We start from the raw sequence: 19,344 nt of genomic DNA on the forward strand, positions 1-19,344 counted from the left end.
CATATGACTGGTGCCGTGTAGTCAGATTTCCCGGAAATTTAACTGTTAAGCAGTATAAATTGAGCGTACACATATTTTATATCATTATACTAGTGACACGTCAAGAAATTTCTTGTATGATTAGAGTGTGAAAAGTTTATCTGAGACAAAAAGGAAGTGTAAGACCGATGCGGGAAAAGACACATATTGTGAAGAGGGTCCTTCCGGGAAGTATTGCGGAGGAACTGGAGATAGAGGCGGGGGACAGGCTTGTTTCTATTGACGATGCGGAGATTGAGGATATTTTTGATTATCAGTTCATGATCCAGGATACTTATGTTGAGCTGGTACTGGAGAAGCCGGACGGGGAGCAGTGGCTGCTGGAGGTGGAGAAAGACTATGATGAGGATCTGGGGCTGGAGTTTGAGAATGGATTGATGGATGAATACCGGCACTGCCGCAATAAGTGCGTGTTCTGCTTCATCGATCAGATGCCTCCGGGGATGCGGGATACTTTATATTTCAAGGATGATGATTCCAGGCTTTCTTTTCTGCAGGGGAATTATGTGACGCTGACTAATATGTCGGAGCATGATGTGGACAGAATCTGCAGGTACAGGCTGTCGCCTATCAACATCTCTTTCCATGCCATGAATCCGGAGCTTCGCTGTAAAATGCTGAACAACCGCTTCGCGGGGGAGGCCCTGAAGAAAGTGGACAGGCTGATGGAGGCCGATATCCATATGAACGGACAGATTGTGCTCTGTAAGGGGCTGAATGACGGGAAAGAGCTGGAATACAGCATCACCCGGCTGATGGAATATATTCCGAATCTGGAGAGTGTCTCTGTGGTGCCCGTAGGGCTGACGAAATACCGTGAGGGGCTGTATCCGCTGGAGCCTTTCGGGAAAGAGGAGGCGGAGGCTGTCATCAATCTGATTGAGGGATTCCAGAGGGAGTGCTATGGGAAATACGGCACCCATTTCGTACACGCCAGCGATGAATGGTACATTCTGGCGGAGAGGGAACTGCCGGAGGCGGAGCGCTATGACGGATACCTGCAGCTGGAGAACGGCGTGGGGATGTTGCGTCTTCTGACGGATGAATTTGAAGAAAAAATGGAAGAACAAGTAAAAAAAGACGGTTTTCCGAATACTGCGCCAAAAGGGGAGATAGCCATGGCCACGGGAAAGCTGGCATATCCCTATATTCAGAGGATGGCGGAGCGGCTGATGGAGGCCTGTCCGGGAGTGAAGCTAATGGTCTATCCCATCACGAATTTCTTTTTCGGAGAGATGATCACGGTGTCCGGGCTAATCACGGGGCAGGACCTGCTGGCGCAGCTTCAGGACAAGCCCCTTGGACGCTGCCTGCTCCTGCCGGAGAACATTCTCCGCAGCGGTGAGGATGTTTTTTTAGACGATTATAGGCTGCCGGAATTGGAAAAAGCTTTACAAGTGCCGATTAATATTGTAAAATCAAGCGGAAACGATTTTGTGGATTCCGTGCTGGCGGCAGTGTCAAGATAACAACAGTCCTGTCTTCTGGCTGGCGGAAAGGCGCACGCTTTGCCTATGCCGGGCGGAATCCGGAACAGATATATGAGAGGTGAATTATGGCAAAGAGAAGCAGGAAACCGATCGTGGCAGTGGTGGGAAGACCCAATGTGGGGAAATCGACCCTGTTCAATGCCCTGGCAGGAGAGCGGATATCCATTGTGCAGGATACCCCCGGCATCACGCGCGACAGGATTTATACGGATGTGACCTGGCTGGACAGGACCTTTACTCTGATAGACACAGGCGGCATAGAGCCGGACAGTAAGGATATCATATTGTCCCAGATGCGGGCACAGGCCCAGATCGCCATTGATACGGCTGATGTGATTATTTTCCTTGTGGATGTAAAGCAGGGACTGGTGGACGCGGACGACAAGGTGGCGGACATGCTGCGCCGCTCCCGCAAGCCGGTGGTGCTGGTGGTCAACAAGGTGGACAGCGTGAACAAGTATTCCGCTGATGTGTTTGAATTCTATAACTTGGGCATCGGCGAGCCTCATCCCATCTCGGCGGTGAACAGGTTGGGGCTTGGCGACATGCTGGAGGAGGTGATTTCCCATTTCAGCAAGGAGGCGCCGGAGGAGGAAGAGGACGAGCGCACAAGGGTGGCGATTGTAGGGAAGCCCAATGTGGGGAAATCCTCTCTGATCAACAAGCTTTTGGGCGAGGAGCGCCTTATCGTGTCCGATATCGCGGGAACCACCAGAGATGCCGTGGACACAGAGATTGTCCGCAATGGAAAGGAATATGTGTTCATCGACACGGCGGGACTGCGCAGGAAGAACAAGATAAAAGAACAGCTGGAGCACTATATGATTGTGCGCGCCGTTGGCGCGGTAGAGCGGGCGGATATCGTGGTGCTGATCATCGACGCGGTGGAGGGGGTCAGCGAGCAGGACGCGAAGATTGCCGGGATAGCCCATGACAGGGGCAAGGCAGTCATCATAGCGGTGAATAAATGGGATGCGGTGGAAAAGGATGACAAGACCATCTACCGCGTCACTGAAAAGGTGCGCAATGTCCTGTCCTACATGCCCTATGCGGAAATCATCTTCATATCGGCTCTGACCGGACAGCGTCTGGGCAAGCTGTTCGAAGTCATCGACATGGTCAGCGAGAACCACGCCATGAGAGTGGCCACCGGCGTGCTGAATGAGATCATGGCGGAAGCGGTGGCCATGCAGCAGCCGCCCTCTGACAAGGGCAAGAGACTGAAGCTGTACTATATCACCCAGGTTGCCGTAAAGCCGCCCACTTTCGTCATCTTTGTGAATAAGAAGGAACTGATGCATTTCTCCTATACCAGATATATTGAGAACCAGATTCGGGATACTTTTGGATTCAGAGGTACGCCGCTTCGCTTCATCATCAGAGAACGAAATGAAGAAAAGCATTCATAATGAAGAAGAGCATTCATAGAAAAGGAGCAGTAGATTTTATGGAAAGGATTATTTGTTTGCTGATAGGCCATGTTTTTGGTCTGTTTCAGACCGCCTATTTCTACGGCAAGGCACATGGAATCGACATCCGGCAGCATGGAAGCGGAAATGCCGGCACCACCAACGCCTTGCGGGTGCTGGGGACGAAAGCCGGGCTGATTGTACTGGCCGGGGACTGCCTGAAATGTATCGCGGCGGTGGTGATAACGAGACTGCTCTTTGGAGAGAGCCATCCGGACACGATATATCTGCTCTGTCTCTATGCAGGGGCAGGAGCCGTTCTGGGACATAATTATCCCTTTTATATGGGATTTAAGGGAGGAAAGGGAATCGCCGCCACGGCAGGGCTGATTCTTTCTTTCCATCCGTATTTCATCATTATGGGCGTGGCGGTGTTCTTCGGGATTTTCTTTTCCACCCATCTGGTTTCGCTGGGATCTCTTCTGGTGTATCTGGGCTTTGTGATAGAGATGGTGGTATGCGGGCAGAACGGGGTGTTCGCCGGTATGAGCCAGTCGCATCTGAATGAGATGTATATCCTCTCTTTCCTGCTGGCCGCGCTGGCTTACTGGAAGCACCGGGAGAATATCGTGCGCCTGCTGCAGGGCAATGAGAGGAGAACCTATCTGTTCAGGAAGAACAAGGTGGATGTAGAAGAGCCTGGCGACAAAAAGGAATAAAAGCAATAGGAAGCAGAGAGCGGATATCTGCGGAAAAGGGGGATTATGGCCAAGGTTAGTATCATTGGTGGAGGAAGCTGGGGCATCGCGCTGGCGGTGCTGCTGCGGGGTAACGGACATGAGATTACTGTCTGGTCAGCGCTGGATAAGGAAATCGAGATGCTGCGGGAGAATCACGAGCACAAGATGCTGCCCGGGGTAAAGCTGGCGGAGGATATGGCGTTCACCACGGATGACAAAGAGGCAGTAGAGGGAAAGGACTTGCTGATCATGGCGGTGGCCAGTTCTTATACCAGGTCCACAGCCCACAGGCTAAAGCCTTATGTGGCGGACGGACAGAAGATTCTGAACGTGGCCAAGGGAATCGAGGAGCATACGGTGATGACGCTCTCCGAAATCATCGAACAGGAGATTCCCCAGGCGGATGTGGCGGTGATGTCCGGCCCCTCTCATGCGGAGGAAGTAGGGCGGGGCGTCCCCACTACTATAGTAGTAGGAGCGAAATCAAAAGCCACTGCGGAATATATCCAGAATCTGTTCATGAATGAGGTGTTCCGGGTCTATATCAGCCCGGATATCCTGGGTATGGAACTGGGAGGAGCGCTTAAGAATGTGGTGGCCCTGGCTGCGGGTATCGCGGACGGCCTGGGGTACGGCGACAATACAAAGGCGGCCCTGATTACCAGAGGCATCACGGAGATTGCCAGGCTGGGCACCGCCATGGGCGGCAGGTTCGAGACTTTCTGCGGTCTGACAGGAATCGGGGATTTGATAGTCACCTGTGCCAGCATGCATTCCAGGAACCGCCGGGCGGGCATCCTGATCGGACAGGGGAAGACCTGCGACGAGGCCATGGCAGAGGTCAAGATGGTGGTGGAGGGCGTGCACTCCGCCAAGGCGGCCATGGAGCTGGCGCAGAAGTATAATGTGCAGCTGCCTATCATCGAACAGGTGAACGCAGTGCTGTTTCAGGGAAAGAGCGCGGCCTTGGCGGTGCGGGAGCTGATGCTGCGGGATAAGAAGCTCGAGGTGTCCGATCAGCCCTGGCCAGTGTGAGAAGAAGTTCTGGCTTGGCATCGTTTTGGGTTTTTAGGATACAGGCACACTTCATATACGGCGTCATATGCTGTATATGAGGGGGGTGCGAGATGGATAATGTGATTATCATGGCATTGGTTGCAACGCTTGGGACCTGGTCTGTGACGGCTTTGGGCGCTGCAACCGTTGTTTTTTTCCGGACACCGAATGGCCGGGTGCTGAATCTGATGCTGGGCTTTGCGGCGGGAGTCATGGTTGCGGCCAGCTTCTGGTCCTTGCTCCAGCCTGCCATCGAAAGAGCGGAGGCCATGGGGGGAGCGCCGCCTTTTCTGGTAGCTACGGGGGGATTCCTCTGCGGCGCGGGATTTATGTGGATTTCGGATAAAATCGTCTCCTATGCCAGAAACAGGGCGGACAGCGCTCAGGGAGAGCCGGGCGCCCGCATGAATAGGATTATCATGCTGGTGCTGTCGATTACGCTCCACAATATACCGGAGGGGCTGGCAGTAGGAGTCGCCTTTGGGACTCTGCGCGGCGACAGAGCCGGCATGGAGAATCTGATGGGCGCTGTGACGGTGGCAGTAGGCATAGGGCTGCAGAATTTCCCGGAGGGCGCGGCAGTCTCCATCCCTTTGAGGCGGGAGGGATACTCCCGGAAAAAAGGATTCCTGCTGGGGCAGGCTTCCGGCATGGTAGAGCCGGTGGCGGGAGTGATCGGCGCGCTTCTGGTGGTGTATATGGAGGCCATTCTGCCCTTTGCCCTTTCTTTCGCGGCGGGGGCGATGATACTGGTGGCCGTCCACGAGCTGATACCCGAATGCCAGAGGAATCAGCAGAAAGAGCCGTATTCCGCGACTATGGGAATCATTCTGGGATTCGCGGTGATGATGCTGCTTGACGTGATGCTGGGATGACGGAACGGTTATCGGGCCGCCTCGAAGCATGTGCGGAAACGAAAAGGATCAAAGATACGACAGAAGAGAGGAGCTTTGCTGAGTTATGGAACAGACGGGATTTCAGAAAAAGACAGACGCTAATACGCTGACAGAGGGACGCCCCTGGAAGCTTCTGCTTCTGTTTTCCTTTCCCTTGATGGCAGGAAATATCTTCCAGCAGATGTATACCATGGTGGATACTGCTGTGGTGGGCAAGGTTCTGGGGGTGGAGGCGCTGGCCGCGCTGGGGTCGGTGGACTGGCTGAATTGGCTGACGCTGGGAATCATCCAGGGGTTCGCACAGGGATTCTCTATCCTGATGGCACAGAAGTTCGGTGCCGGCGAGTATGGAAGGCTGCGCCAGGTCATCACCAATTCTATCGTGCTGGCAGCGGTATGTGCCGTTTCCCTGACTTTTGTCAGCGAGGGAATCGCGGGAGCAGTGGTATCGCTGCTCCGCACACCGGAAGAAATCCGTCCGATTTCCATGGCATATCTGAGGATTCTGTTTGCCGGCCTGCCTATTGTGATGGTGTACAATCTGGCGGCGGCAATCCTGCGGGCCTTGGGCAACGGCAGGAAACCTCTGATTGCCATGGTAATCGCCTCCCTGACCAATATTGTGCTGGATTTAGTGTTCGTCATGGTCCTGCACTGGGGCGTACAGGGCGCGGCCATCGCCACGCTGATTGCCCAGTGCCTGTCGGCGGCGTACTGTATCTGGCATATCCGCCGTATTGAGGTGCTCCAGATAAAGAAAGAGGACTGGAAGCTGGAGGGGACTCTCTGCGGCAGGCTGATGATGTTCGGACTGCCCATGGCTTTCCAGAATACCGTCATTTCAGTGGGAGGAATGATTGTCCAGACCATCGTCAACGGTTTCGGAGTCGTATTCATCGCGGGAGTCACGGCCACCAATAAGCTGTACGGAATCCTGGAGGTTGCCGCCACATCCTACGGCTATGCAATGACCACTTATTCCGGCCAGAACCTGGGAGCAGGAAAAATCCGCAGGATTTCAGAGGGGATGCGTGTAGGAATCGGAATCGCCATAATCACATCCATACTCATCATGGCCGCCATGCTGGGCTTTGGAAGATGGATTCTGGCCTGGTTCCTGCCGGCCGACGCGCAGCAGAGCATAGAGGCGCTGGATATAGCTTACCGTTATCTGGCTATCATGGCGGTATTCCTGCCGGTACTGTATATCCTGCATGTGGCCAGGAGCTGCATTCAGGGATTGGGGAATACCATGCTGCCCATGGTCTCCGGCGTGGCGGAATTCGTCATGAGAACAGGAGCAGCATTGCTGCTGCCCCTGATGTTCGGAGAAAATGGTATTCTGTTTGCGGAAATCCTCGCCTGGATTGGCGCGGATGTGATTCTGATTCCGAGCTACTTCTATATGGTGCACAGGCTTCCGGCCGAGAGGGAGATTTCCGGGGAAACTTAAGCCAGTATCTGATTCAGAGTCTCGAACAGGGCGTCTACATCAATGGGCTTTGCAATGTGGCCGTTCATGCCGCATTTCAGGGCCTCTTTTTTATCTTCCTCAAAGGCGTTGGCGGTCATTGCCAGGATGGGGATATTGGAAAGCTCCGAATCCTCCAGCTGACGGATTACAGTGGCCGCTTCGTATCCGCTCATCACCGGCATCTGCACATCCATCAATATCAGCTGGTAATAGCCAGGGGCGGATTTCAGCAGCATATCCACGGCGACCTTGCCGTTGTCGGCAATCTCCACAGTGAATCCGGCTTCGCTCAGGATAGCATTCGCGATTTCCTGATTCAGCTCATTGTCTTCGGCTAACAGGATGCGTCCTGTATGGCGCGGGAGATTCTTTCTGTCTTCCTCTTTCTCTTGTTCTGCCTCGGCATGGAAAACGGAATAAAGGCAGCTGCGCAGTTCGGACATGAACAGCGGTTTGCTGCAGAAAGCTGTGACGCCTGCTTCTCTGGCCTCGTCCTCGATATCTGACCAGTCGTATGCGGTCAGAACGATGATGGGGACATCCTCCCCCATTTCCTTTCTGATCCGCCGGGCAATCTCTATACCGTTTAAGTCCGGCAGCAGCCAGTCGATAATGTAGACAATGTAGCAATCGCCCCGGGTCACGGCCTGATGGGTGCGCAGTATGGCTTCTCTTCCTGACATGGTCCACTCGGCGCGCATGCCAATCTGCTGGAGCATGAGAGATACGCTGTCGCAGGTGTTGAAGTCGTCATCTACCACCAATGCCCTGCAGTTTGCCAGTTCAGGGATGGACGGCAGCTCTTTCTGGGATGAAAGCAGGCGGAAAGTGAGGGATACGGTGAACTCAGTGCCCACATTCTGTTCGCTTTTTACTGTGATGGAGCCGTTCATCATGTCCACAATGTTCTTGGTGATGGCCATCCCCAGACCTGTTCCCTGAATCTTGCTGATGGTGGAGCTGCGTTCCCGTTCAAAAGGCTCGAAGATACGCATTACAAATTCTTCGCTCATGCCGATGCCGGTATCTTTGATCGTGAATTCGTAATTTGCGTAACCAGCCGCAGCGCCGGGCTTTTCTTTGATCCGCATGCTGACAATTCCTCCCGCACCTGTATATTTGATAGAATTGCTTAACAGGTTCAGCAGAAGCTGATTCAGGCGAAGCCGGTCACAATAGATTCCCTCGTGGCGCACATCCACGGCATCGATATAGAATTCCAGCTGCTTAGCCCGGATATCCGCCTGCACGATATTGCGGAGCCCGTGCAGAATGTCGGGCAGACTGCATTCCTGCTCCTCCAGATGCATCTTGCCGCTTTCAATGCGGCTCATATCCAGGACATCATTGATCAGGCTCAGCAGATGATTGCTGGAAGTCATGATTTTCTTCAGGTATTCGGCCACCTGCTCTTTATGTTTGATATGCGTTATGGCTAAAGCGGTAAAGCCGACGATAGCATTCATGGGCGTGCGGATATCGTGGGACATATTGGACAGGAATGTGCTCTTGGCCTTGCTGGCCCGGTTCGCCTGAAGAAGCGCATCCTCCAGCAGCCCCTTTTGCTCCATCTCCCTGCGGGTCTCTTCATCCACGCTGCGCAGTCCCAGGACCATGCTGTGGCTTTCATTCCACTCGCCCGCGCGCACGACTTTCAGCTGATAATATTTCACTTCACCGTTTTGAATGGCGCGATAATTGGTGTAAAACAGCAGTTTCTGCGTCAGCCCCTCCCTTATTTTTTCAAGGGTGAGGAATTCGTGCAGCATATCCCGATCCTCTTCATGGACACAGCTTTGGATATAGAGCCTCATCGTTTTGGAAAACGACAATTTCCCGGCGAAGATAGTGCCGAACAGAGAGCCATCGCTGTCCCTGATCTGGAGCAGCCGCCCCTCCTCTGTATCGAGGTCAAAGGAGCAGACGAGATTGTAGTCAACTGTCAGGGCCTGAACCAGTTCCACCTGATGCCGTTCGGCTTTCAGCCGTTCTTTGTCCTCGCGCTGCTTTTGGTCAGTGAAATCCAGCAGGAAACGCTGATAGGCCAGATTGCCGTGTTCTCTTATGAGCTTGATATTGCCCATGATATACAGGATATTGCCGTCTTTATGCCGGATGCGGTATTCCACGCCGACACTGTCCCCTTCTTTTGTCAGGGACAGGATAGATTGGCGGAGACTTTCCTGGTCTTCAGGTAATACAGAAGATGCCACCATATTGAAACCATTAGCCATTAGTTCCTCCTGGGATTCATAGCCCAGGATATCCAGAGCGGACTTATTGATGCTGATAATCCTGGAACCGTCCAGTGTATGGCACATGACCCCGCATTCCAGGGTAGTGAAGATGGTTTCGAGAGTCTGGTTCTTTTGGAGGATTTCCCGTTCATATTCCCGTTCCTGCGTCACATCGATGGCTACTCCCACCGTGCCCATGACGCTGCCGTCCAGGTCATACAGGGGGGATTTATAAGTAGTGAGCAGCTTCGTTCCACCCCCGGTGCTCACCACTTCCTCAGACACAGAAGTAATTTGCTTGTCCATGACCTCAAAATCGGATTCCATGCAGTCGCCGGCATTGTTGGCAGGATCGTTGGGATCCACATCCCAGATGTAGAAATGATCTCGTCCTTCAACCTGCTGCTTCGTCTTGCCCACGGTCTTGCAGAAGCTGTCGTTTACCTTTATATGGAGCCCTTCCCTGCTTTTGTACCAGATAAGGTTGGGGACATGGTTGATGGTAGCCTCCAGAAATTGGCTGGTCTCCCAGAAATCCTTGTCTGTCTTGCAGGTCTGCTGCCATCTCAGAAAACGGAATGAGATTTCCTCTTCTGACATGGGGATGGTCCATATATCCCTGATCTGGTCCAGCCAGCCTGACAAAAGGGGAATCTGGCTTTTTTCTGCCAGAACGACAAGCGCGGCCGCCTCCCGCTTTCCGGAGAGAAGCGCCGGCAGTGTCTGAGCGACATCCATCTCCTGCAGATTCACGAAAATGACGTCCGCAAGAGCAAGCTGACCGGCTTCGGGAGCATCGCTTTCTGAGAATTCATGGGAGAAATGCGCAAGGGGCGGCATGCTCTTTATGATGTCAAATAACCTGCGCTGTCGGCCTGTCAAATAAAAATGAATATGACAATGGTACATATCCGTGGTCTCCTTTGATATATTTCTTAATAGTGTGGTTATCTGTAAATGGCCTCAACGATTTCCCGGGTCGTCTTGGGTTTGTTCATGGCATAGATATGTATGTCGTTTACGTCATTTTCCTGGAGGTCGCGAATCTGCCGGATGGCGTAATCGATGCCGGCCTTGCACATATCCTCTTTATTGTCCCCGTAGGTGGCTATCAGATTGGACAGCGCCCTGGGGATGCTGGAACCGGAGAGGGTGACGGTGGTGCCCAGCTGACTGGCGGAGGTGATAGGCATGATACCCGCACAGATTGGGACAGTGATTCCTTTCTTTTCAGCTTTTTCAAGGAAAGAATAGTAATAGTCGTTGTCGAAGAACATCTGGCTGATGAAAAATTCCGCTCCTGCATCCTGCTTCTTTTTCAGGTTGTTCAAATCGGATTCCAGGCTGAAGCTTTCATAATGCTTTTCCGGATAGCAGGCTCCGGCTATATGAAGAGCTTCATTTTCTTTCAGGAACCGCATCATGTCGCTGGCATGGGCGAAATCCCGGGAATTGAACTGCTCGTCGGTCATATCTTTCGGGCGGTCGCCGCGCAGGGCCAAGACATAGCTGATATTGTGTTCTTTCAGGGCTGCGGCGTACTGCTGCAGGCTTTCCTGTCTGCTGCCTACACAGGTCATGTGGGCCATGGCATCTATCCCCAAGGTGTTCTGGATATAGGATGCGATTTCGACGGTCTTGCCGGCGCGGCTTCCTCCGGCGCCGTAAGTGACGCTGATGAAATCCGGGGACAGGGCGCCCAGCGCGTCCATCACCTGAAAGGCGGATTCAAAATCCCCGTCCTTTTTCGGGGGGAAAACTTCAAAAGAAAGAGAACGCTTATGGTTGAACAAATTCTGCAACATTGTAAAATCACCTTATTTTCCTTAGTTTAGTCTTGATTTTGCATCGATAATATCGTAACATGAAAGAGAATGAAATTCAAGGGAAAGGTGTGTGAAATGATATGGAACAGCAGGGATTTCAGGGAACGGGGGAATATGTGGCCAGTGAGGAGCTCATGGCCAGTGTGAATATCGCGATTGCATTGAAGAAGCCTCTATTGATCAAGGGGGAGCCGGGCACAGGCAAGACCATGCTGGCGGAGGCCGTGGCCAAGGCTCTGGGGAAGCGGCTGATCATCTGGAACATCAAGTCCACCACCAAGGCCCAGGAGGGGCTGTACGTGTATGACACCATCCAGCGCCTCTACGACGGGCAGTTCGGCGAGGAGGGTGTGGACGACATCGCCCATTACATCAAGCTGGGCAAGCTGGGGGAGGCCTTTGACAGCGAGGAGCAGGTGGTGCTCCTGATAGACGAGATCGACAAGGCGGATCTGGAGTTCCCCAACGATCTGCTGTGGGAGCTGGATCAGATGGAGTTCTACATCAATGAGACCAAGCGGACAGTGAAAGCCAAGCAGCGCCCCATCGTGATCATCACCTCCAACGCGGAGAAGGAGCTGCCGGACGCGTTCCTGCGCCGCTGCATCTTCCATTACATCGATTTCCCGGACAGGGAGCTGATGGAGGAAATCGTGCGGGTGCATTATCCGGACGTGGAGGAGAACCTGCTGAAGAATGCCATGGAGGTGTTCTACAATATCCGCGCCATCCGGGATATCCGGAAGAAGCCCAGCACTTCCGAGCTGATTGACTGGATCAATGCCCTGCAGATCGGGGGGATTCCGGCGGACACCATCCGCAAGGCGCTGCCTTTCGTGGGGGTGGTGGTGAAGAAGGACGAAGATCTCCAACTGGTGCGGAGCGAGCCGAATCTGTAAGGCGGCTGTCTTGCGGCAAAAGGGCGTGGGTGATGGCCGTCCGTCGAACGTATTTTTGAGGGATGTGAAATCCTTCAAATGGACAGGCCGGCCACAGGGACATGGAAAATATTCTCGAACAAAGCCGATGACGGCCGGAAGGAAGTGGCGATGGGACAGATAGCGAATCAGATGTTGCTGGAGTGGTGCCATAAGATGGCGCGGAAGATAGGAGAGAAACGGAAAAATCGGGACGTCAGGAAGCAAAGGCCGGAAGAAGCCGGGAAAAAGGAGCGCCGATAGCACAGCTCCGGCGGATTCAGGTGAAGTGACTCCGGAGAGTCTGGAAGAGGATGGAATATGTTCATAAAATTTTTTGAGACACTGAGGGAGAAAGGGCTGCGGGTGACCCTGGGGGAGTGGCTGACCTTCCAGGAGGCGCTGGACAAGGGGCTCTGCGGCAGCTCCCTGACCCAGTTCTATTATACGGCCCGGATGATTCTGGTGAAGAGCGAGACGGATTTCGACAAGTTCGACATGGCCTTCGAGGAGTGCTTCAAGGCTGCCCAGAGGGAGACTGAGGTGGGCAAGGAGATGCTCCGCTGGCTGGACAAGTCCGACATGATGGAGCTGGCCCATGAGGAGGCCAGAGACCATATGAACAAGATGGAGGATCTCCAGATCGACAAGGAGGACGTGGAGGAGAAGTTCCGCCAGCGCCTGAAGGATCAGGACAGCGAGCACAATGGCGGGAGCTTTTGGATCGGCACCATGGGCAAGACCTCCTTCGGCAATACCGGCGGCAACGTGGGCGGCGTCCGGGTGGGCGGCAAGACCGGCTACCAGTCCGCCTTTGCGGTGGTGGGGGCAAGGAAGTACCGGGATTTCAGGGATGACCGTGTCCTGGACAACAGGCAGTTCCAGATGGCGTTCCGGAAGCTCCGGCAGTTCTCCAGCAGGCTGGACATCCCGGAGACGGAGCTGGACATAAACGGTACGGTGGACAAGACCTGCAACAACGGCGGCTGCCTGCAGATTGTCATGCAGAAGCCCAGGAAGAACGCGGTGAAACTGTTGCTGCTGATGGATTCCGGCGGCACCATGATTCCATTCAGCAGTCTGCTCAACGATTTGTTCCAGGCGGTGCATAAGTCCAATCATTATAAAGATGTGAAGACTTATTATTTCCACAACTGTATCTACAGCAAGGTATACAAGACCCCGGAGTGCGAGAACGGCGACTGGGTGGACACAGAGTGGATGTTCCGCAACGTGGACAGCGACTACAAGGTGATAATTGTCGGGGATGCCGCCATGGCGCCGGAGGAGCTGTATTCGGATACGGGCAATTACAGAGGCCCCAACGGCGGCCTGTCCGGCTACGAGTGGCTGCAGCTGCTGAAGAAGAAATACAAAAAAGTGGTATGGCTGAACCCCAAGATGGCTCCCGGTCGTGCCCCGTGGCGTGAGGCGGAGACGGCGGTGAAGGAGATTTTCCCTATGTATAAGCTTACTGTGGATGGGTTGAACCAGGCTATGGTGAAATTGATGGCGAATAAATAGGGGACAGAAGAATGGAAAATATTTTCAAAAAATTGAAAGTGCCGGGTTTATGGAAAAAGAAATCTTTGTGTTTGCTTTTTCTTTTTTGGTCTGTGCTTTTCCTTTTTTGTATGATTCAGATTGTAAAGCCGTGTAAGATATATCACTATGACGGAAACGAAACGTTCAGCGGAACCAGTTACGAAGAGAAAACAATCTATGAGGATATTTCCCTGTCGCCGGGGGTATATCGAATTGAATTAGCGTATAAGATTGATGCGAATCTACAAGGGATATGTAATGTAGTTGACGGTACGATTTCTTCAGGGGGCGTACTGTCGAATGGAGAACCCTTGTACAGAGGACTTTCAAAAACAGGTTATCATATCTGGCTTCTGGAAAAAACGGATGGGCTGCAGGTACAAGTTTCGTGTAGTGGCGACAGCAATCTGACAACAGGGGAATTGGAAATTGTTGAGACAAACCTGTTGTGGACGATAATATTGACACTGCTTGTGTTTGTTGGAGTGATTCTGCTTATGGCACATTATATTTGTGAATATAATCGTGTCTTTCCGATTTCGATTGAAAAGAAGCAGAGTTTTTTTCTTGTTATGCTGATTGGGCTGATTGCTTCTGTTCCTTATCTGTGCGGATATAATATCTGGGGAGCGGATTTAGGCTATCATTTGCAGCGTATAGAAGGCTTGAAGGATGGACTGCTAAGCGGACAGTTTCCTGTAAGGCTGGAACCGGAATGGCTGTGCGGGCATGGATATGCGGATGCGATTTTCTATTGCGGTACACTGCTGTATTTTCCGGCTTTGCTGCGTCTGTTGGGGTTTCCGGTTACAACAAGCTACAATATATTCTGCGTTGCGCTTAATTTGGCGACAGCGTGGATTTCTTATTTCTGTTTTTATCATATTTTCAGGAATCGCCGGCATGGAATAATCTGCAGTGCTCTTTATACCCTGTCGATTTTCCGAATTTACAAGCTTGTGATTACCAGTGCGGTAGGTGAAGCCAGCGCGTTTACATTTATCCCGCTGGTTATATATGGGCTGTACAGAATCTTTACAGAGAATCCGGATAAACCGGGATATAAGACATCGTGGGTCTTTGTTATGCTGGGCTTTTCAGGACTGCTGCAGACACATGTGCTGACCTGTGAGATAACGGCGTTTGTAATGCTTTTGTTCTGCATCATAAACTTTCGGAAGCTGTTGCGCAGGAACACTCTGCTGGAGCTGCTGAAAGGAGGAATTGCTGCGCTGGCTGTGAGCCTCTGGTTTCTTGTACCTTTTCTGGACTATTATATGACACAGCCTGTGCATATAAAATATGTGTCTGCCAGAACAATTCAGGACAGAGGACTTTATTTGGCGCAACTGGCATTCCATTTCTGGGGAGGCGGAGGAGAGACTACACCCTTAGCAGACAATGGTATGTGGCATTCGTATCCAGTGGGAATAGGAATGATGTTGATAGCGGGACTGGTCTTATTTCTGATATTATGGTTTTCCGGGAAATTACCTGGTAAAAAAGAAGAGACATCTTTTGCGAAAAAGACAGCTCTGATTGCCATGTTGTTATTGTTAATGAGCCTGAAGATATTTCCGTGGGACAGGATTCAAAGCATGAATTCCGTTTTTGCCGCATTGGTAAGCAGTCTGCAGTTCCCAAACCGTTTTCTGGGATGGGGAACAGGGTGTCTGGTATTTCTGTTCGGCTATTGCCTGGATTATCTGAAAGGGAGGCATGAAAAGGGGTATCTGTTCCTGCTGGTACTTGCGTTCATTGGCATAACGACATCGGATATGTATCTTTTAGATTATACGAATGCAGAGCAGAGCAGTGTTACGTTATATAACGAGGATGGCATGGGAGTCAGCTATATCTCAGGGGCGGAATACATATTAGAGGGAACGGAGCAGGCAGATATTGCCTTCAGCGGGCCGGAGGCAGGAGAGGGCGTAGAGATAGAGACATATGATAAGGAATATCTTAGCATTGATCTTCAGTGCTTCAATAACGGTACAGATGTCGGCTTTATAGACACCCCGATTTTGTATTACAAAGGCTATGAGGCAGTGGATACGGACAGCGGAAACAGGCTGGGGGTATGCGCCGGAAAAAATAATGTTGTTCGGGTGATGATTCCGCCAGGCTTTAATGGCCATTTGAAAATCAGGTTTGTTCCTCCTGTTTATTGGCGTATCAGCGAGCTGGTCAGCGGAGTGTCATGTATTGGATTAATGGTATTGTGGTACAGAAACAGGAGGAGAAAGTATGTTAAGGCATAAATTCAGGCTGTTGCTGATGATTGAAGTTATGTCGGCCTGTATTCTGCTGCTGACATGTTTTCAGCAGGAAAAGCGAATTTGTACGGTTTTAGGTGAAAATATACAGAACCAGCTCATTGAGACAGAGGGATATACAGAATACATCGGGGAAGAAATGGAGCTGACTCCCGGGGTATATCGGATAAGGCTGAAAGCGCATCTGGAAGAAGGGCAGTCCTTTTTTGCAGAAGTCAGACATAACGGAGCGTATTTTAAGGCGCTGCGCAATAACGGAGCGGCGCTCATGCCCTCAGAAACAGAAAAGCAGTTTTATGTGTATGTACTGGATAAAGTCAACACGGCTTATATATACTGTGGATTTTCAGGCATCGACGCGAATGCACAGTTTTCTCTGGAAGTATACAGGACAGGCATCGGAAACAGACTGCTTTTTTTTATAGTATTGTGTTTTTATGCGGCGCTGGACTTTTTCCTCTGGTTCCGAAGGCGTATTCTGGCAGGGAGCATTACGGCAAAGCAACAGACGGTTTTCTGGACGTTGACAATTGGCACTTTGCTTGCCTTTTTCCCATATCTGACGGATTATATAAGCATTACGGGGGATATTGGTTATCATCTGAGTCGTATTGCCTTTTTGAAGGATGCTCTGCAGCAGGGGGCAGCTTTTCCCATAAGAGTGCAGGGAACATGGCTGGATGGACATGGTTATGCAGCCTCAGTTTTTTGCGGGGATCTATTCCTGTATTTTCCCGCCTGTCTGATGTGGCTGGGTTTTTCCGTCATGACAGCCTACAAAATATTTGTTTTTATAGTGCTGGCGGCTGGCGCATGGATTGGATACCATTGTCTGTATCAATGTTTAAAGGATACATATGCTGCTTTATTTGGCAGTATGATGTATCTGCTTGCACCGTACCGCATTTTCAATATTTATAACAGGGGGGCTGTGGGGGAATACCTGGCAATGACATTTCTGCCGCTGATATGCTGTGGGATGTATCTCCTATACTCGAAAGAACCTACATCCCGGGATTATGGAAAATATAAATGGTATCTTATCTGGGGGATGTCGGCTCTGCTGCAAAGTCACATCATTACAACAGAAATGGTTACAATGCTGATGGCGCTGATATGCGTGGCGCTCTGGAGAAAAACATTTCGCAGGAAGACATTTATACAATTGCTGGAAACGGTTGGTATTGTGCTGCTGCTTAATATGTTTTTCTGGCTTCCGCTTGTATATATGATGCAGGCTGACAGATATCAATTTCAAACGTGGATTCAGAACGAAATGATAAATGGCACTGTATTGGCCGGTGCGCTTCAGTTATTGCCCAACAAAGGGGGCGCGCAGACTGGTATGTGGAACTGTGAACCTATCCAGCTTGGAGCCGCTGCACTGTTAATGCTGCTTGCATATCTGCTGTGGAGGATCAAAAGAAGAGAAGTAGGAAAAGCTTGCAGGAGTTTTGCCATCCTGACAGTACTGACACTGGTTTTGAGTACAGAATATATTCCGTGGAATATGATTATGAAGCTTCCGGTAATTGGTTTCTTTGTGGGGGCTTTGCAGTTTCCGTTCCGGTGGATGGCTCCGGCATCATTCTTCGCGGCAGCATTTTCAGCATTTTTCCTGTTTGAACTGCGGGAAGAAGAGGGGCCATACTCAAAAATGCTGATAGGGATTGCCGCATTGGTGGTATTTTTCAGTGCGGTATACCATGTCAATGACTGTGCCTTTCAGGCCTCTCCCATTTTTCTGTACAATGCAGAAAATATGGGCACTACCGGAATCGTGAACGGAGAAAGGCTGTTGGAGGGTGAGGATAGGGCAGAACTAAAGTTTCGTGAACCAGTGGCTGAGGCTGATTTATTGTGGAAAGATTATGAGAAAAAAGGCACTACTGTTGACATTTTTTTGGAAAATAAATCATCGCAGACTCGTTATCTGGAACTTCCTCTTGTGGGGTATAAGGGGTACAAGGCGGAAGATATGAGCGGGGGCGGTTCTTTGGTGATTGCGCAAGAGAGAGGTGCCCACGGTGATTTGCGGATAGAAGTACCCGGAGGATATCAGGGCAGAATACATGTGTCCTATAAGGGGTTCCCTCTGTTTTGTATCGCGGAAGCGGCATCACTTATAAGCATACTGGCAGTTTTGGGAAATAAAGTGATGCAAAAGAGGAAGGTGCAGAATGAAAATAGAGAAGCATGACGACAGACAGTCTACATATTGCATTCTATGTGTATTGGCCAGTGCAGTAGCGCTTTTTCCCCTGGGTTGTGATTATGTCATGGATGGGGGAATTGTGACAGAATGGCTTGCCAGAGTTGCCGAAGTGGCAGAGGGATTTCGAAGTGGAGAATTCTATCTGTTTCCAAGCCTGGAGACACGGATGGCATCAGGGCTGACAGAGAATGTGATGAATTCAAATCTATGGTTCATTTTTCCAGGATTTCTATATTTTCTGACAGGAAAAATGGTACTTGCATATAGAGTTTATATGCTGCTGGTACAGATTGGCACATTTTTAGCGGCTTTTCTCTGCTTCAAACGCATATTTATGGAGAGAATGGGGATGTCTGCCTGTATTGGGATTGTGCTCTATATGACGAACCCTTACAGAATTTATGTCTGTTATGATATAGCCAATCTTTCTCAGGCAACAGCGTGGATGCTCATTCCTTTATATATATGGGCGATTTATGGGCTGTTTGCATCCAGGGGAAGGCTTTGGGAGTTCGCAATAGCTGCATTGGCGCTGGCCGGAATAGGGTATGCGGATATCATCATATTGTTGACAGCAACAGGCATCACGCTATTAGCAGGGATTGCGGCGCGCAAGCCCTTTCCATGTATGGCAGCGGCAACAGGCTGTCTACTGGCCTTTCCGGGGATGCTTCGGCTGGAAAGTTATCTCTTCACAGATGAATTTGCCCAGTGGGAGATACCGCTGCAAATGATTATGCAGAAAGGATACCATGTGGGACAGTTTTTTAGCAGCTATGCGTTTCGGGATGGGAAGCCCGGGATGGGACTGGGTATGATGATTTGCCTGTTGGCTGTACTGTGGCTGAGGTTTGTAAACGGGGAAAAACAGGCGGATAAGAAAAGAAGAAGCTTTATATATATTGCACTTTTTCTGGCGGTGCTGTCCCTTTTCTGTTTTCCATGGGATATCCTGCAGAGACTGGGAGACTGGTCGGTTAAACTGATTTCCCTGATAGAGACACCAGCGGTATTCTGGGGAATGGCGACAGCAGTATTCTGCATACCGGCGGCGGACAGTATGGAGAGGGTTTCGCGATGCGAAAATAAGCTGGCAGCCAGTCTGATTCCTGCAGCGGTTATCCTTTTCTGTGTGGGAATCTGTGTATATCATTGTAATATGCTGACATACAGCAGGCTGCCGATGAACATAGGCTTTTAAGGCGCTGAAAAAAGGATGCC

At 51.1% G+C, this 19,344-nt stretch carries 14 protein-coding genes; 12 read left to right on the forward strand and 2 right to left on the reverse strand.

Annotation, left to right across the window (positions count from 1 at the left end; translation table 11 throughout):
- The first annotated feature begins 167 nt into the window (after nt 1–167).
- The 6 genes from NFS35_RS17815 to NFS35_RS17840 all read left to right on the forward strand — a co-directional run bounded on the left by NFS35_RS17815 (nt 168) and on the right by NFS35_RS17840 (nt 7,083).
- Complete coding sequence (locus NFS35_RS17815) at nt 168–1,508, forward strand: DUF512 domain-containing protein (RefSeq protein WP_251208461.1); 1,341 nt, start codon at nt 168–170, stop codon at nt 1,506–1,508.
- Between the two features lie 86 nt (nt 1,509–1,594).
- Nucleotides 1,595–2,938 carry a ribosome biogenesis GTPase Der gene (der, locus tag NFS35_RS17820; RefSeq protein WP_251208462.1) on the forward strand — a complete coding sequence of 448 codons (1,344 nt, stop codon included), beginning with the start codon at nt 1,595–1,597 and terminating at the stop codon, nt 2,936–2,938.
- Between the two features lie 38 nt (nt 2,939–2,976).
- Complete coding sequence (plsY, locus tag NFS35_RS17825; protein ID WP_251208463.1) at nt 2,977–3,657, forward strand: glycerol-3-phosphate 1-O-acyltransferase PlsY; 681 nt, start codon at nt 2,977–2,979, stop codon at nt 3,655–3,657.
- A gap of 45 nt (nt 3,658–3,702) precedes the next feature.
- Nucleotides 3,703–4,713: an NAD(P)H-dependent glycerol-3-phosphate dehydrogenase gene (locus NFS35_RS17830; protein ID WP_251208464.1), complete on the forward strand. Its 1,011-nt coding sequence runs from the start codon at nt 3,703–3,705 to the stop codon at nt 4,711–4,713.
- Between the two features lie 92 nt (nt 4,714–4,805).
- Nucleotides 4,806–5,609: a ZIP family metal transporter gene (locus NFS35_RS17835; protein WP_251208465.1), complete on the forward strand. Its 804-nt coding sequence runs from the start codon at nt 4,806–4,808 to the stop codon at nt 5,607–5,609.
- Between the two features lie 85 nt (nt 5,610–5,694).
- A complete protein-coding gene (locus tag NFS35_RS17840; protein ID WP_251208466.1) occupies nt 5,695–7,083 on the forward strand; it encodes an MATE family efflux transporter in 1,389 nt (462 codons plus the stop codon).
- Here the strand turns inward: NFS35_RS17840 and NFS35_RS17845 are convergent.
- A complete protein-coding gene (locus NFS35_RS17845) occupies nt 7,080–10,250 on the reverse strand; it encodes a hybrid sensor histidine kinase/response regulator (protein WP_251208467.1) in 3,171 nt (1,056 codons plus the stop codon). The two genes, NFS35_RS17840 and NFS35_RS17845, sit on opposite strands and share 4 nt — an antisense overlap.
- A gap of 38 nt (nt 10,251–10,288) precedes the next feature.
- Entirely contained in the window at nt 10,289–11,146 is an 858-nt protein-coding gene (gene metF / locus NFS35_RS17850; protein WP_251208468.1) for a methylenetetrahydrofolate reductase [NAD(P)H], read from the reverse strand.
- 101 nt (nt 11,147–11,247) lie between these two features.
- Between metF and NFS35_RS17855 the strand changes: the two genes are divergently transcribed.
- The 6 genes from NFS35_RS17855 to NFS35_RS17875 all read left to right on the forward strand — a co-directional run bounded on the left by NFS35_RS17855 (nt 11,248) and on the right by NFS35_RS17875 (nt 19,324).
- Nucleotides 11,248–12,066, forward strand: coding sequence for an AAA family ATPase (locus tag NFS35_RS17855; RefSeq protein ID WP_251208469.1), 819 nt, complete (start codon nt 11,248–11,250; stop codon nt 12,064–12,066).
- A gap of 150 nt (nt 12,067–12,216) precedes the next feature.
- On the forward strand, nt 12,217–12,348 hold the full coding sequence (locus NFS35_RS29060) for a hypothetical protein (protein ID WP_275564704.1): 132 nt from the start codon (nt 12,217–12,219) through the stop codon (nt 12,346–12,348).
- A 57-nt stretch (nt 12,349–12,405) separates the two neighbouring features.
- A complete protein-coding gene (locus NFS35_RS17860; RefSeq protein ID WP_251208470.1) occupies nt 12,406–13,608 on the forward strand; it encodes a VWA containing CoxE family protein in 1,203 nt (400 codons plus the stop codon).
- Between the two features lie 518 nt (nt 13,609–14,126).
- On the forward strand, nt 14,127–15,893 hold the full coding sequence (locus NFS35_RS17865; protein ID WP_251208471.1) for a hypothetical protein: 1,767 nt from the start codon (nt 14,127–14,129) through the stop codon (nt 15,891–15,893).
- A complete protein-coding gene (locus NFS35_RS17870; RefSeq protein WP_251208472.1) occupies nt 15,880–18,108 on the forward strand; it encodes a hypothetical protein in 2,229 nt (742 codons plus the stop codon). The genes NFS35_RS17865 and NFS35_RS17870 overlap by 14 nt, the downstream gene beginning before the upstream one ends.
- Nucleotides 18,089–19,324 (forward strand): glycosyltransferase family protein, encoded by a 1,236-nt coding sequence (locus tag NFS35_RS17875; protein ID WP_251208473.1) that lies wholly within the window; start codon nt 18,089–18,091, stop codon nt 19,322–19,324. Before NFS35_RS17870 ends, NFS35_RS17875 begins: the two co-directional genes overlap by 20 nt.
- Nucleotides 19,325–19,344: the final 20 nt, after the last annotated feature.

The organism is Acetatifactor aquisgranensis (assembly GCF_943193215.1).
Taxonomy (GTDB): domain Bacteria; phylum Bacillota; class Clostridia; order Lachnospirales; family Lachnospiraceae; genus Acetatifactor; species Acetatifactor aquisgranensis.

Excerpts from the sequence above, each read along its gene's own strand:
- NFS35_RS17855 (WP_251208469.1), top strand. The coding sequence starts at position 11,248 with ATGGAACAGCAGGGATTTCAGGGAACGGGGGAATATGTGGCCAGTGAG.
- NFS35_RS17875 (WP_251208473.1), top strand. The coding sequence starts at position 18,089 with ATGAAAATAGAGAAGCATGACGACAGACAGTCTACATATTGCATTCTA.
- NFS35_RS17845 (WP_251208467.1), bottom strand. The coding sequence starts at position 10,250 with ATGTACCATTGTCATATTCATTTTTATTTGACAGGCCGACAGCGCAGG.
- NFS35_RS17835 (WP_251208465.1), top strand. The coding sequence starts at position 4,806 with ATGGATAATGTGATTATCATGGCATTGGTTGCAACGCTTGGGACCTGG.
- plsY (WP_251208463.1), top strand. The coding sequence starts at position 2,977 with ATGGAAAGGATTATTTGTTTGCTGATAGGCCATGTTTTTGGTCTGTTT.
- NFS35_RS17860 (WP_251208470.1), top strand. The coding sequence starts at position 12,406 with ATGTTCATAAAATTTTTTGAGACACTGAGGGAGAAAGGGCTGCGGGTG.
- NFS35_RS29060 (WP_275564704.1), top strand. The coding sequence starts at position 12,217 with ATGGGACAGATAGCGAATCAGATGTTGCTGGAGTGGTGCCATAAGATG.
- NFS35_RS17870 (WP_251208472.1), top strand. The coding sequence starts at position 15,880 with ATGTTAAGGCATAAATTCAGGCTGTTGCTGATGATTGAAGTTATGTCG.
- NFS35_RS17815 (WP_251208461.1), top strand. The coding sequence starts at position 168 with ATGCGGGAAAAGACACATATTGTGAAGAGGGTCCTTCCGGGAAGTATT.
- NFS35_RS17865 (WP_251208471.1), top strand. The coding sequence starts at position 14,127 with ATGGCACATTATATTTGTGAATATAATCGTGTCTTTCCGATTTCGATT.
- NFS35_RS17840 (WP_251208466.1), top strand. The coding sequence starts at position 5,695 with ATGGAACAGACGGGATTTCAGAAAAAGACAGACGCTAATACGCTGACA.
- metF (WP_251208468.1), bottom strand. The coding sequence starts at position 11,146 with ATGTTGCAGAATTTGTTCAACCATAAGCGTTCTCTTTCTTTTGAAGTT.
- der (WP_251208462.1), top strand. The coding sequence starts at position 1,595 with ATGGCAAAGAGAAGCAGGAAACCGATCGTGGCAGTGGTGGGAAGACCC.
- NFS35_RS17830 (WP_251208464.1), top strand. The coding sequence starts at position 3,703 with ATGGCCAAGGTTAGTATCATTGGTGGAGGAAGCTGGGGCATCGCGCTG.